This is a genomic window from Stenotrophomonas sp. AGC87, assembly GCF_057333975.1.
The window spans coordinates 70,907-82,092 of record NZ_JBHFHW010000010.1 but is presented as its reverse complement, the minus strand read 5'-3'; the positions used below and the strand labels follow the sequence as shown (position 1 = coordinate 82,092).

At 64.8% G+C, this 11,186-nt stretch carries 22 protein-coding genes; 9 read left to right on the top strand and 13 right to left on the bottom strand.

The window, feature by feature from the left end; genetic code table 11:
• Positions 1-7: 7 nt before the first annotated feature.
• The 13 genes from ACE026_RS04590 to ACE026_RS04530 form a co-directional block, all read right to left on the bottom strand.
• Entirely contained in the window at positions 8-493 is a 486-nt protein-coding gene (locus ACE026_RS04590; protein ID WP_486038127.1) for a hypothetical protein, read from the bottom strand.
• Between the two features lie 232 nt (positions 494-725).
• Entirely contained in the window at positions 726-1,022 is a 297-nt protein-coding gene (locus ACE026_RS04585; RefSeq protein ID WP_486038125.1) for a hypothetical protein, read from the bottom strand.
• A 148-nt stretch (positions 1,023-1,170) separates the two neighbouring features.
• On the bottom strand, positions 1,171-1,509 hold the full coding sequence (locus ACE026_RS04580) for a hypothetical protein (RefSeq protein ID WP_486038123.1): 339 nt from the start codon (positions 1,507-1,509) through the stop codon (positions 1,171-1,173).
• Positions 1,506-2,057, bottom strand: coding sequence for a hypothetical protein (locus ACE026_RS04575; RefSeq protein WP_486038121.1), 552 nt, complete (start codon positions 2,055-2,057; stop codon positions 1,506-1,508). Before ACE026_RS04575 ends, ACE026_RS04580 begins: the two co-directional genes overlap by 4 nt.
• Positions 2,054-2,347: a hypothetical protein gene (locus tag ACE026_RS04570; protein WP_486038119.1), complete on the bottom strand. Its 294-nt coding sequence runs from the start codon at positions 2,345-2,347 to the stop codon at positions 2,054-2,056. Before ACE026_RS04570 ends, ACE026_RS04575 begins: the two co-directional genes overlap by 4 nt.
• Positions 2,344-2,805, bottom strand: a complete 462-nt coding sequence (locus ACE026_RS04565; RefSeq protein WP_486038118.1) for a recombination protein NinB — start codon at positions 2,803-2,805, stop codon at positions 2,344-2,346. Before ACE026_RS04565 ends, ACE026_RS04570 begins: the two co-directional genes overlap by 4 nt.
• A 2-nt stretch (positions 2,806-2,807) precedes the next feature.
• A complete protein-coding gene (gene dnaB, locus ACE026_RS04560) occupies positions 2,808-4,286 on the bottom strand; it encodes a replicative DNA helicase (RefSeq protein WP_102789494.1) in 1,479 nt (492 codons plus the stop codon).
• A complete protein-coding gene (locus ACE026_RS04555; RefSeq protein ID WP_486038116.1) occupies positions 4,283-5,089 on the bottom strand; it encodes a hypothetical protein in 807 nt (268 codons plus the stop codon). The genes dnaB and ACE026_RS04555 overlap by 4 nt, the downstream gene beginning before the upstream one ends.
• A complete protein-coding gene (locus ACE026_RS04550; protein WP_486038114.1) occupies positions 5,079-5,285 on the bottom strand; it encodes a hypothetical protein in 207 nt (68 codons plus the stop codon). The genes ACE026_RS04555 and ACE026_RS04550 overlap by 11 nt, the downstream gene beginning before the upstream one ends.
• Positions 5,282-5,647 carry a hypothetical protein gene (locus ACE026_RS04545; RefSeq protein WP_486038112.1) on the bottom strand — a complete coding sequence of 122 codons (366 nt, stop codon included), beginning with the start codon at positions 5,645-5,647 and terminating at the stop codon, positions 5,282-5,284. The genes ACE026_RS04550 and ACE026_RS04545 overlap by 4 nt, the downstream gene beginning before the upstream one ends.
• A gap of 116 nt (positions 5,648-5,763) precedes the next feature.
• Positions 5,764-5,934 carry a hypothetical protein gene (locus ACE026_RS04540; RefSeq protein WP_486038110.1) on the bottom strand — a complete coding sequence of 57 codons (171 nt, stop codon included), beginning with the start codon at positions 5,932-5,934 and terminating at the stop codon, positions 5,764-5,766.
• Positions 5,935-6,183: 249 nt separating this feature from the next.
• Positions 6,184-6,525 carry a hypothetical protein gene (locus tag ACE026_RS04535; protein ID WP_486038108.1) on the bottom strand — a complete coding sequence of 114 codons (342 nt, stop codon included), beginning with the start codon at positions 6,523-6,525 and terminating at the stop codon, positions 6,184-6,186.
• 1 nt (position 6,526) lies between these two features.
• Positions 6,527-6,757: a helix-turn-helix domain-containing protein gene (locus ACE026_RS04530; RefSeq protein WP_486038106.1), complete on the bottom strand. Its 231-nt coding sequence runs from the start codon at positions 6,755-6,757 to the stop codon at positions 6,527-6,529.
• A gap of 82 nt (positions 6,758-6,839) precedes the next feature.
• On the opposite strand from ACE026_RS04530, the gene ACE026_RS04525 reads away from it, so the two are divergent.
• The 9 genes from ACE026_RS04525 (at position 6,840) to ACE026_RS04485 (ending at position 11,183) form a co-directional block, all read left to right on the top strand.
• Positions 6,840-7,511: a S24 family peptidase gene (locus ACE026_RS04525; RefSeq protein ID WP_246863979.1), complete on the top strand. Its 672-nt coding sequence runs from the start codon at positions 6,840-6,842 to the stop codon at positions 7,509-7,511.
• Positions 7,512-7,886, top strand: a complete 375-nt coding sequence (locus ACE026_RS04520) for a hypothetical protein (protein ID WP_486038103.1) — start codon at positions 7,512-7,514, stop codon at positions 7,884-7,886.
• 122 nt (positions 7,887-8,008) lie between these two features.
• Positions 8,009-8,230: a hypothetical protein gene (locus ACE026_RS04515; RefSeq protein WP_486038101.1), complete on the top strand. Its 222-nt coding sequence runs from the start codon at positions 8,009-8,011 to the stop codon at positions 8,228-8,230.
• 3 nt (positions 8,231-8,233) lie between these two features.
• Positions 8,234-8,557: a hypothetical protein gene (locus ACE026_RS04510; RefSeq protein WP_486038099.1), complete on the top strand. Its 324-nt coding sequence runs from the start codon at positions 8,234-8,236 to the stop codon at positions 8,555-8,557.
• A complete protein-coding gene (locus ACE026_RS04505; protein ID WP_486038097.1) occupies positions 8,554-8,793 on the top strand; it encodes a hypothetical protein in 240 nt (79 codons plus the stop codon). The genes ACE026_RS04510 and ACE026_RS04505 overlap by 4 nt, the downstream gene beginning before the upstream one ends.
• Before the next feature lie 106 nt (positions 8,794-8,899).
• Positions 8,900-9,115, top strand: coding sequence for a hypothetical protein (locus ACE026_RS04500; RefSeq protein ID WP_486038095.1), 216 nt, complete (start codon positions 8,900-8,902; stop codon positions 9,113-9,115).
• Positions 9,112-9,465: a hypothetical protein gene (locus tag ACE026_RS04495; RefSeq protein ID WP_486038093.1), complete on the top strand. Its 354-nt coding sequence runs from the start codon at positions 9,112-9,114 to the stop codon at positions 9,463-9,465. The genes ACE026_RS04500 and ACE026_RS04495 overlap by 4 nt, the downstream gene beginning before the upstream one ends.
• Before the next feature lie 148 nt (positions 9,466-9,613).
• Entirely contained in the window at positions 9,614-10,144 is a 531-nt protein-coding gene (locus ACE026_RS04490) for a hypothetical protein (RefSeq protein WP_486038091.1), read from the top strand.
• A gap of 100 nt (positions 10,145-10,244) precedes the next feature.
• Complete coding sequence (locus ACE026_RS04485; protein WP_486038089.1) at positions 10,245-11,183, top strand: hypothetical protein; 939 nt, start codon at positions 10,245-10,247, stop codon at positions 11,181-11,183.
• The last annotated feature ends 3 nt before the right edge of the window (positions 11,184-11,186 follow it).

Sequence of the window (11,186 nt, the reverse complement as noted above, 5' to 3'; positions counted from 1 at the left end):
AGTTGGATCAACGGAGGCCGGAGGCGGCCATGTACTGCCGGCGGCTGCGGTGCACCTTGGCCAGCTGGCAAAGCGCCTCGGCGAATGCGCCGTGGAATCCCCACAGGTCCAGCTGCTCCGGAACGTCGCGCAGCACCCGGCCCATAGCCTCGAAGTGGAACACCAGGTCCTCGGCGATGTCCTCCCGACTGGGGCAGCCCGCGCTGGCGCCGCTGGACAGCCGGCCGGCGTACTCGCAGACGAACCACTCCGGGTGCTTGCTGGCCATGGTGTCCGCGCTGACGGACTCGCTGCGCAGGGCGTAGACCCGGCCGTCTGGATCAGCGAACACCGCCGTGCCGCAGCCACGCGCGCGCCGGACCTCCTTCACCCGTGCCAGGGTCCGCTCGGAGACCTGGTGGATATCGGCGCGCACGGAAACCGAGCCGAGCGGTAGCGTCGTCCGGTTGAACTGCCGATGCGGCTGCTTGGTGGCTGGCTGCGGGGTGGCCATGGCGGTCGTCGGGATCAGGGGGCCGACCCAGCCGCCGGGATCCGGCAGTAGGAGCAGACCGGACCGCGCCTCGTAGGCGAAAGCTCCCACGATCCGCAGCCCGGGCACTTGCCGCGGACCTCGACGGGTCGCGCAGTGGCACGGGGAATGGCCGCGCCCCGCTCGATCGTGCTCTTCCACTGGGCGTTCGCCGCTGCGACGCTGATGGCCGCTGATGTGATGCCGATGCCCATCACGGCACCTCCGGGCGAGCGGCGAGCGAGGCTGCCCATGCATCCTGCATCTCAGGGTCATCGACGCAGCGGCGCTTGCTGACCCATGCCTCCATGAAGGCGACCTCCATGTCTACGGGCAGCACCACCGGCACCAGCACATAGCCATCTGGCGGTGTGAGGGCGGCGACGATGGCGCGGATGGCAAACTCGTAGCCCAAGTCACCCTCGGCCAGAGCCAGCGGCTTCCCGCCCAGCGCGTCCTTGACCTGCTGGGCTGCCAGCAGCTCCCGCGCCCGCTTCTCGATGGCGTCCATTACTTTGCTCCCTGACTTTTGGATTGGCGATAAACGGTGGCCGGGATGTGTATGGGATCAAGGCAGAACGCCTTCGGATCGTTCCAGTGCTTCCCGCAGCTCCTGCACCAATTCGGCGCGGGCGGTGATGGTTTCTCGATTGCGTCCATCACTTCACCTCCCCGGCGAGGTCGGCCCTCACGTAGCGGAAGACGGTGCCGCCTTCATCGCCTGCCCAACTCTCAACGAGGTCTTTGTCCGTGTGGCAGTGGACTCGGTTCGGGTCCTTCTTCAACACCATGCCCCACACCTCATCCGGCCCGACCGGCTGCGCAGCAACTACGTAGTCGCGATTTCTCCAGTCCCATTCGTGGTTCGGACTCTCGATTGTGTCGATCACGTAGTCCTCGCCCTTGAATTTAGCGAATACCCTCCGCCCCTCAGCCGCAAGCCGCATGACCTCTGCCTTGCCTGCCGTGGTGCTGGTGTCGATCTGTTCGAGGTTCATGCCGCCTGCTCCTGGTTGTCGTCGGTGATGTGGCTGCCCAGCTGGGTGTTCTCGTGCCACAGGGCGATCAGCAGCGCGTCGGCGCGGCCGTTGTCTTTCTTCCGGGTCAGCACCTTCTGCGCGCTGGGGAAGCGGGCGATGGCGAGCAGGCGTGCGGCGTCCTTGGGCTGGCCGAGCAGTCGCAGGCTGCGCTTCCACGTCGCTGGCTGGACCAGCTCGAGCGGGATACCCAGCACGCGGATCGTGGCCTTCAGCTGGCCGTAGCCCTCGGCGAGGCTGTGCCGCGCCTTGCCGCCTTCCATCGCCTTGCCGTCCTTGTCGCGCATCGGCCGGGCGTGGATTCGCTCGATCACCGCCGCGACGTGGGCGCCCGGGTGCGCAGCGCGCTGCTCGCGGATGAAGATCGCCACGGCGCGTGCGTCGACCTCTGCCCCCTGCCCCAGGTCCATGGTCGGCATGTCCAGCACCGGCCCGGGCTCGCCGTCGATCAGCGTGGCCACCGCGCCGGTGAGGCCCGGGTCTACCCCGAACGTGAGTCGCATGGTCATCGGATTCCCCTTGTGCTCATCAGGAGCAGTACGTTGCGGATGGTTTCGTTCAGGGCGCCGACCTCATCGATCTTGTAGATGCGCCACATGGTCTTTCGGCCGTGCCAGCCGTTCTCGCTGCCCTGGTGGCAGTCGTCGCACAGGGCCACGGTGGTGAAGTGATCGCCCTGGACGATGTGGTGTGCCGCGCTGGGTGCTGCCCGGCCACACACGCTGCAGGGGCAGCGCTTCACCAGCTCGATGTGCGCCTTCTCGGCCTTCGTGAAGGCCTTGGAGTTCTTGGTTCTCACGCAGCCGCCTGCTCAGCCAGGCGCTGATCGCGCAGCGGAGCCACGTCCCGCAGCTTCACGTCGTTGTCGGTGGCCCACCACTGGGCGAAGGTGATCAGTTCTCCCATCTCCTTCACGCGCAGGCGGCGCGTTTGCATCGACAGATTCACGATGCTGGCGCCGTCCAGCGACGGGACCACATCGCCCTGCTGTCGATCCGTTTCACGAGCCCACGCATCGACCAGAAGGCGCTTCCATCCTTCAACATCGATCTTTCTGCCAGCCCACCTGCGTTGCTTGGAGATATCGCCGCAAACGGCGTGAAACAAGGCGTTCTGCTCTTTGCTGCGGGACGGCTCGTACCGCTTCACGGTGACGATTACGTCCTGGCCGATCTCCAGAAAGCTGCAGGCGAACTGCCAGGCCGCAGCCATTCGGGTGCGCGCGTCACCGGCGCGGAGGATGAAGGTTCCGAGCATGGTCAGTCTCCTTGGGCCAGTTCTTTGCCGCTCTTGCGGCGACCGCGCGGGACATCGAACCCGTCGCCGTCGTCATCAGCGGAGGCGCGGATCGCGGTCCGCAACGTGTAGTTCGGCTTGTCGCCGTGGTAGTTCTCGAAGCGGCTGCATTCGAGGTGGTGCCGCAGGTAGGCGGTGCCCGTCTCGCCCTGGCGGTTCTTCGCGAGGATGAATTCCGACACGCCGGGCGCGCCGCACAGGTCCTTCGTGTAGTAGTCGTCGCGGTAGAGCATCGCGATCACGTCGGCGTCCTGCTCGATGCCGCCGGACTCGCGCAGGTCGGCCATGACCGGGCGCTTGTCGGTTCGCGTTTCCACGCCGCGGTTGAGCTGAGACAGCGCTATCACGGGGCAGCCGAGGTTCTTGGCCAGCTGTTTCAGCGTGCGGGAGATGTACGAAACCTCCTCCGTTCGGTTGCCTGCCTTGGCCGGACCGGACAGCAGCTGCAGGTAATCGACCGCGATGATGCTGAGCCCACCACTGACCTTGGCGTGCATGCGCGACGCTCGAGCGACCAGCGAGTCCACCGGCAGCGACCCGCAGTCATCGATCGCCAGCGCCAGCCCGTGAAGGTGGTTGCGGGCGATGCTGAGCTTGTGCCAGTCCTCGTCGGTCAGCTCCCCTTTGACTCGCATGCGCGACAGCGGGACGCCGGAATGCATGCTCGCCAGCCGCATCAGCAGCTGTCGGCGGCTCATCTCCAGGCTGAAAACGGCGGCATTTTTGCCGTGGTCGGCAACGCTGTAGACCCACTCCAGCATGTTGGCTGTCTTGCCCATCGACGGGCGGGCGGCCAGGATCATCAGGTCGGTCGGCTCCAACCCGGGCAGCTTGCGCGCCACGTTGTGCCACGGCGGGACCAAGCCAAGATCGGCTGTGCCCTCGAAGCGGGCCTCCATTTCAGCCCACATGCCCGGCAGCTCGCTGCGCACCAGCAGCAGCCCGCCGGTACCGCCCGCCTGAACGCTCAGGTTGGCGAACTTGGCGGTGGCGCTGGCCACGAGGGCCTCGGCGTCTTCGTCGGCAACCTCATAGGCTTCGTTGGTGATCTCGCCGGCGCGTTGGATCACGCCGCGCAGCAATGCTTTGTTCCGCACCACCTGCGCGTATGCCCGGATGTTCGCTGCCGACGGCACGGTGCTGGCCAGCTCGATCAGGTAGCCGCCATCGGCGACCAGCTCCAGCTTGCCGTGGTTCTCGAACCAGTTGGCCAGCAGCACCGCATCGAAGGGCTGCTCACGGTCGGCCAGGTCGCAGATGGCCTGGTAGATCATCTGGTGGTCGCGGCGATAGAAGTCCTGCTCGGCCAGCAGATCGCGGACCTCTCGCAGGGCTTCCGGGGCCAGCATCAGTCCGCCGAGGACCGATTGCTCCGAGTCGACCGAATGCGGCGGCACCGGCAGATAGGCGTAGTCGTCGCGGTAGGCAGGCTGGGCGCTCATTCGACCTCCCCCTGCTCACGGACGCGCTCGGCGTCACGCTCCCGGGCCAGCTGCACGCCTGCCGTGGTCAGATCGCAGGAGCCGGTATCCGGGAACCACCAGAGCTTGAACCAGTTCCGGCGCACGGCGTCGCGGAAGTGGGCGCGCCAATCCTTCTGCATCCGGCCGTCGGCGCGATGCCGGGCCGAGAACTCGCGCCATGCCAGGTGCAGGTAGTCCTTCGGAATCCCCGTGTCGTTGGCGAACGTGAAGATCGGATCGTTCTTCGGGATCGCCGATTCGCCAGCGGCCTGGCATTGGTCGAGGAACGCCGAGAACGTGATCTTCTCCCGCTTCCGTCGACCCGACTTCTGCCCCTCGGCGTCAGCCGGGGGGGTTGGGGGGTTCTTTTCTTCTTCTCTTCTCTTCTCTTCTCTAGTCCGCTTTTTGTCCGCTTCGGATGCGGACGCCGGTGCGGACATATTGCGGACGTTCTTCTTCCTGTCTGCGTCCTGTGCACGGCGCTTCGCCGATGCCCCGTTATGGTCGTCAAACCTTGGTACGACAAGGTTTTCGCCTTCTTCGAGCATCCATTCCACGGCGATCATGGCGGCCGAAAAGCCCGGCCAGCCGATCAGATCGTCCAGCACGACCGGCGAGTAACCGACCAGCGTGCCGTCGTCGGAATGCGCATCGAACAGACACCAAACCGCGTGCAGTCCACCGATGACGCGAAGCCTGTCCGCTTTCAATGCGGACGCGATGCGGACAACTTTCGGACTCGTTGCGAGGTTGGAGCGCATCTTGATCCAGTCACCGGCCATGTTCGGCCTCCATGACGCGCGCCATCATCTTTTGGTCCAGCACGGCGACCTGCTCAGGTGACCGGGCTAGTGATGCCGCCCGGTACTCGCTGTAGACGCGGCGCAGTTCTTCCCGGTCTCCAGCCTCAAAAGCAGCCATCACCAAGCCGCGAAGGCTCTCGATGCGCTCTTCTCGCGCGATGTCAGAGGCGTTCACGGCCACTTCCCTCCCAGCTGCTCGGCCAGCGCACTGAACTGGTTGGACAGCTGCTGGAGCTTCGCCAACGCTTCGGCTTGCTGCACGTCAGGACATTCGAGGTACTTCTGGATGAGGTAGTGGATCGGCGTGAAGTCTTTTGTCTCGGCGAGGTAGCGCTCGAAATCGTCTACCGACAGGCCGCGCAGCTTGCCGCCGCTGTCGCATCCGGCCAGCTTCTCGCTGAGCTTCGAAGGAGCCATATCGAGCTTCCCGGCGATGGCTGTCACGCCTGCGCCGCTGTAGACCCGTGTGGCAACGTGTTCGCGGAGACTTCTGCTGCGCGAGAGCCCGTTCTCGTAGGAAATCGTCAGGGTTTTCATGCGGTTATCTCGGACGGTGGGAATGCGGGTGTCTACGTAAACCCCTGCGTTCCCCTGGATGGTTCTGAAAATGGCCGCACCCCAACGGAGTGCAGCCAGTGTCGAAACGTGATCAGTCAGCCGAAACCAACGTCCTCACGCTCGTGCGGAGTGGAGGTAAGTGCTTCGTCCTGAAGCGGGTGGGACGGAAAGTGCAGGTGCGGCCAGTGGCCCAGCGGCGGCGCAGCGCGGTGATCGGCAGCGGCACCGTGGTGCCCTTCCCCACCGGTGGCCGGTGAGGTGGTCATGTCAGGCGGCCTTAGAAGAGGCGGATCCCCGCTCGCGGTAGGATGCGATTTCCACACCACTACCCACCGACGAGGGGGAATCCATGAGCTTGTGTCCGCACTGCAACGCCGAGTTCAAGCAGGTCAATCTCAGGGTCATCAAGGCTGTGCAGCCTGCAAAGGCCTGGAATGCGCTTTCATACGACTGCCCGAACTGCGACAAGTCGCTATCGGTTGGGATCGATGTGACTGCGATCAGGGAGGACATCATCAATGCGCTCCGGGTTCCGAATCGCGGTTCTGGCTTTCAGAAATAGGTCGCTGGCAGGGGCAAGCTGAGGCATCCCCATCCATCGCACATACAGCGGCGTGCCCTTCTCGGGGCGCCGCTCCTGTTGCGGTGATCCGCGATTCATCGGCCGGGAGGGCTCGTTCGATAAGGTCGGCCTCAGCGACCTCGGCGACCTGTGCAAATGTCAGGGCACCACGCGGGGTTAACCCTTTTTCGGCGTGCAGCTCCGTATGTGCCGAGGTGGCCTGGCCGCTGGCATCTACGACCACAACCAGTGCGATCCATCCCAGGCGAATGGTTTTCGTGTCGTCCTGGCTCATCTCAGGCCCCCGCGGCAACGGCTGGGGTGGACTTGCGACGGCGAGAGGATTTGGTGGCCGGGGCGAAGAGATCGGGCCGGCGGGCTTTCAGCTCCCACTGCCGGGAATCCGGGATGGGCTGCTCTTCCGGCCAATGGAAGACCGCACCACGGCTCACGTTGAAAAAGCGGGCAAGCTCGGCATCCGACTCCAGGCCGAGCAACGTCTTAACGGAGGCTTTGGTCATGTCCATAGAGCAGCAGTCTAGCTCTCTAGACTTCGATGTCAAGCGCTCTAGCCTCCATTCAGTCTACTTTTCTAGTCCTATGGAGACGATGGCTGAACGAGTAAAACGAGCGCTTGCGCTCCGGGAGATGACGCCGAGCGATCTGATCGCCCGGAAGGTGCTGAGCAAGGCCGGCATCTACTTCATCCTGGACGGCACCACCAAGGCCGAGAAGATACGCGCCTCAACGGTAGCCAAGCTCTCTGCAGCCCTACAGGTGAACCCGGACTGGCTTCAGTATGGCCGTGGGCCTATGGAAGGTGGCGCCCCAGTCGATGAGCAGCAGTGGGAAGACGTGAGGGGCTACTCGCAGGCCATGGGGCTTGGTGGGGGACCCGAGGCGTCTGAGTACGCGGAAACGCACAAGCTCAAGTTCAAGGCATCATCGCTCGCGAGGAAGCGCCTGCGCGCGCCTGCCTTGGCGGTGATGTATGGCCAGGGCGATTCCATGGAACCCCGCATCCAGTCGGGCGACGCCATCCTTTTCGACACGAGCGACACCCGTCCACGTGACGGTGCCCTGTTCGTGATCCTGGTGCCTGGTGCCCACAACGCTGAGTACCAGGTGAAACGGTGCGAAATGCTGGATGACTTGGTGTATTTCAAAGCGGACAACCCCAACGGCGATCATCGCTGGAAGAAGGCGAAACGCCTGGACGACAAACGGAACCCGATTCAGATAGTCGGGCGCGTGCGTTGGATTGGAAGCTGGGAGGATTGAGTGTCGCCGCCAGTCGAAGCCCTCGCAGTGCACAGGATCACGGCGCTGATCAGGGCCGGCTATGTTGTTGACAGGGTTCAGCCCTGTTCGGACTCAGTCGGCCTGACGTTCCCTGACCCGCAGCAGAAATACCGCACAGCCACGGTGCTTGATTCCGGGACAGCGATCCTTCATGCGTCAGGAGGAGAGCAAGCTCGTTTCCCTTTCGACGCTGACCCGTCTTCATTTGCGAGAGCACTCTCCGCAGTACCCAAGCCCCGCCCTCGTTTTGAGCACTATCGAACGAACGTCATCGCATTTTGGGTACTTTTTTACCCCGCCATCTTCTGGTTCACCGAACACACCTGGGCGGTTCTTAAAAAAGCCTTTAGCTGAACGAATCTACAGACGTTCATAAATATTTGCGGTCTAGTGCGTCTAGTTCTCTTGACTGCTCGGTCTAGTTCGCTAGACTGATACCCGTCGGCCCACACCGGGCCATCCAACGGGGCTCCACCATGGACATCGCAACCGCCACCCAGCTGATCGCCGATTACCAGGCCGCCAACTTGATTGGCACCGATGTTGCGGAGGCCGCCAACGCCGCCATCCGCCAGCCGGCCGTCTACGGCGATGAACTGAACGACTCGAACCGTGGCCGCCTGCTCTCGCTGGTCTACGGCATCCGCACCTCGTCGCCGGTCTACACCGGCCCGTCCTTCACCGTGCTGGAGGCCTGAGCCATGTCCATCCACACGGCACACGACTTGGACCGCAACGCCCAGCGCAGCTACGACGGCCACGGCGAGTGCGCGCCGGATGACGAGGCCTTCCAGTTCGCCTGCGACCAGGTGGCGGCGGAGCTGGAGACGGAAGCTGAAACCGCGAACGTCGTTTCGTCGCTGAGCGGTGCCCGGCACGTCGTGCACTTCCTGATGGCTCAGCAGATCCCGGCGCACCTGCTGCCTTGGGCCCGCGAGCTGGCCGATCTGGTCAACAACATGTCCGACCGCGTCGACTCGCAGATGAAGACCTTTGCGGCCGGTGACATGGAGGACGCGGCATGAGCGGCCCTGTCGATGTGCTGGCGGTGCTGGACGCCGCAGAGATGACCGCTCGCGTCATAGGCGCAGACGAAGCGGCCGACGAGTTCGAAGCGGCCCGCGCCGCAGTCGCCGAGCTGATCGAGGCTGCTACCCGGCTTCATGACCGTGCCGAGTTTGAGGGTTTCGGGCGCGATGCCTCTGCCGAGATGGATGCCGTAAACACCGCCCTCGCCCGCGTCAAAGGCGGTGCCGCATGACCGCAGCCGACCGCGCCGCGCACCGCTACGCCATCGGCCACATGGCCGCCTACTTCATCGCGTTCTGCCTCGGCGCTGTGTTCGCCCTGGTGGTGGGAGCAATGCAATGAGCGAAAAGACGCATACCGAATTGCTGGGCGAATGGATCAAGGTCGCCGACGAACTCTCTGCCAAGAACAGGACGCTGGAAGGTCGCGTTATCCAGTTGACCGAAAAGCTGGAGTCCCTCGAAGAGGACGCCAAGCGCTATCGCTTCCTGCGCGACCAGCACAGCTGCGCTTGGGAAGAAGAGCTCGATGCGGAAATCGAGGCTGCGTCATGACCGACACCGACTTCATCAAGGCGATGCAGCAGGGCCTGCCGCCGATCAACCCGCCGTCGACCACGGGCCTGGTCGTCACCGAGTACAGCGTGGCCGAGGCAGACGGCGAAGCCGCCACCAGGATCGCCGCCGCCGCACCGGAGCTGCTGAAGGCGCTGACCAAGGCAGTCAGGGAGACGGAGGGGTTTCTTTTCGAGGCGTGGCTGGTGCGCGTCTGCCCCAGCGGCGACGTCGAAGCAGTCCATCGCCAGTGGCTGGCAAGCAGTGACTACTGCGAGTTCATCGACGAATGGCGCGAGCAGATTGACGCCATCGACAAGGCCACCGGAGAGCAGGCATGCGCCTCCTGACCGCCACCGGCTGCCGCAGCTGGTCCGACTTCGCCGCCTGCATTGCCTGCTACGCGATCGTCGCTGCCCTCGGGTGCGCGATGTGCTGGCCGGCGGCCTGGTCCTGATTTCCCCGCCGGCACGCCCGGCACAACCGAGAGGCAACACCATGTTCCAACTCGCAGGCGTGACCGCAAAGGTCGCATCGTTCAACCCCCGCGCCGAGAAGCACGGCGAGGACAACAAGCTCGCCGCCGATATCAAGATCGCTGTCGTCGTCGGCAACAGCGCGTTGGACCAGTTCCACAAGGACCTGCGCAAGGCGCTGTATCGCAAGGCCAACACCGGTGAGCAGCAGGACTTGATCGAAGGCACCGACGGCCTGGTGTCGGTGAAGTTCCCGCGCATCGGCGCGCTGTCCTGGGACGAAGAGTTCCCGGGCTATGAGGTGGTGCTGGGCTCCGGCCTGGGCCTGTCCGAGCCGCTGGCCATCACCGATGCGCTGCTCAAGAAGTTCAAGTTCGAGCCCCTCGAGGGCGGCAGCGTGGCGGTCACCTTCAACGTGGTGTTCCACCCGGACCAAGAAGAAGCCGGCGCCCTCTGCGGCCTGATTCAGGAAGACGTGGAGCTGACCCTGATCCCGCCGAGCGCGCAGGGCAAGGGCGCCGCGCCGCAGGAAGACCTCGCAGCAGTTGCGTAATCCCCCGCTGCCCGCTCCCCACGGGCAGCACCACCCGCGCCGGCCGGGATCCCCAATGCCGGCACCTATCCAACCAATCCTCATGACAAAGGAACTGCCCGTGTCTGACGCACTGATCCCACTGGAAACCGTCAACGCCCTGGAGGTGTTCACGGGCGGCAAGCTGGACGACCTGCTGCACCGCATCCGCGAGGAAGCCACCAGCCTGGTACCCAATCTCAAGACTGTGGCGGGCCGCAAGGAGATCGCATCGATCGCCTACAAGGTGTCGCAGTCGAAGACCGCGATCGATGCCGCCGGCAAGGCGCTGGTCGCCGACTTGAAGAAGCAGACCGGCGATATCGATTCGGCGCGCAAGAAGGCCCGCGACACCCTCGATGCACTGCGCGATGAAGTGCGCCAGCCCCTGACCGATTGGGAGGCCGAGCAGGAGCGCATCGAGCGCGAGCGCATCGAAGCCGAAGAACGCGCCAAGGCAGAGGTCGAAGCCGCCCGCTTGGCCGAGATCGCCCGCCGGGAAGAACAGATTCGTGCCCGCGAGGACGCTGTGCGCGCCGCGGAGGCCGCGGAACAGAAGCGCATCGCCGACGAGGCAGCAGAACGTGAGCGTGCCGAGCGTGAGGCCCGCCTGCAGGCTGAGGCTGCCGAGAAGGCAAAGCGCGAAGCGGCCGAGGCCGTGGAGCGCGCCGAACGCGAAGCCCGCGAGGCGACCGAACGTGCCGCCCGCGAGGCTGCTGAGTCCGAGCAGCGCGCCAAAGATGCCGCAGAGCGTGCCGAGCGCGAGAAGGCCGAGGCAGTCGCTGCCGCCGAGCAACGCGCGAAAGAAGAGGCCGAGCGCGTTGAGCGCGAGCGCCAGCAGCAGGCCGACGCGCAGCGCCGGGAGGACGAGCGCCGTGCTGCCGACGTTGAGCATCGCCGGACGATCAACCGTGCCGCGGTCGCCGCCCTGGTCACCCTGGGCCTTGACGACAAGGCCGCCGCCACCGTCATCACCGCCATCGCGCAGGGCAAGGTCCCGGCCGTGGCCATCCGCTACTGAGGT

Excerpts from the sequence above, each read along its gene's own strand:
- ACE026_RS04590 (WP_486038127.1), bottom strand. The coding sequence starts at position 493 with ATGGCCACCCCGCAGCCAGCCACCAAGCAGCCGCATCGGCAGTTCAAC.
- ACE026_RS04585 (WP_486038125.1), bottom strand. The coding sequence starts at position 1,022 with ATGGACGCCATCGAGAAGCGGGCGCGGGAGCTGCTGGCAGCCCAGCAG.
- ACE026_RS04580 (WP_486038123.1), bottom strand. The coding sequence starts at position 1,509 with ATGAACCTCGAACAGATCGACACCAGCACCACGGCAGGCAAGGCAGAG.
- ACE026_RS04575 (WP_486038121.1), bottom strand. The coding sequence starts at position 2,057 with ATGACCATGCGACTCACGTTCGGGGTAGACCCGGGCCTCACCGGCGCG.
- ACE026_RS04565 (WP_486038118.1), bottom strand. The coding sequence starts at position 2,805 with ATGCTCGGAACCTTCATCCTCCGCGCCGGTGACGCGCGCACCCGAATG.
- dnaB (WP_102789494.1), bottom strand. The coding sequence starts at position 4,286 with ATGAGCGCCCAGCCTGCCTACCGCGACGACTACGCCTATCTGCCGGTG.
- ACE026_RS04555 (WP_486038116.1), bottom strand. The coding sequence starts at position 5,089 with ATGGCCGGTGACTGGATCAAGATGCGCTCCAACCTCGCAACGAGTCCG.
- ACE026_RS04545 (WP_486038112.1), bottom strand. The coding sequence starts at position 5,647 with ATGAAAACCCTGACGATTTCCTACGAGAACGGGCTCTCGCGCAGCAGA.
- ACE026_RS04540 (WP_486038110.1), bottom strand. The coding sequence starts at position 5,934 with ATGACCACCTCACCGGCCACCGGTGGGGAAGGGCACCACGGTGCCGCT.
- ACE026_RS04535 (WP_486038108.1), bottom strand. The coding sequence starts at position 6,525 with ATGAGCCAGGACGACACGAAAACCATTCGCCTGGGATGGATCGCACTG.
- ACE026_RS04530 (WP_486038106.1), bottom strand. The coding sequence starts at position 6,757 with ATGGACATGACCAAAGCCTCCGTTAAGACGTTGCTCGGCCTGGAGTCG.
- ACE026_RS04525 (WP_246863979.1), top strand. The coding sequence starts at position 6,840 with ATGGCTGAACGAGTAAAACGAGCGCTTGCGCTCCGGGAGATGACGCCG.
- ACE026_RS04515 (WP_486038101.1), top strand. The coding sequence starts at position 8,009 with ATGGACATCGCAACCGCCACCCAGCTGATCGCCGATTACCAGGCCGCC.
- ACE026_RS04510 (WP_486038099.1), top strand. The coding sequence starts at position 8,234 with ATGTCCATCCACACGGCACACGACTTGGACCGCAACGCCCAGCGCAGC.
- ACE026_RS04505 (WP_486038097.1), top strand. The coding sequence starts at position 8,554 with ATGAGCGGCCCTGTCGATGTGCTGGCGGTGCTGGACGCCGCAGAGATG.
- ACE026_RS04500 (WP_486038095.1), top strand. The coding sequence starts at position 8,900 with ATGAGCGAAAAGACGCATACCGAATTGCTGGGCGAATGGATCAAGGTC.
- ACE026_RS04495 (WP_486038093.1), top strand. The coding sequence starts at position 9,112 with ATGACCGACACCGACTTCATCAAGGCGATGCAGCAGGGCCTGCCGCCG.
- ACE026_RS04490 (WP_486038091.1), top strand. The coding sequence starts at position 9,614 with ATGTTCCAACTCGCAGGCGTGACCGCAAAGGTCGCATCGTTCAACCCC.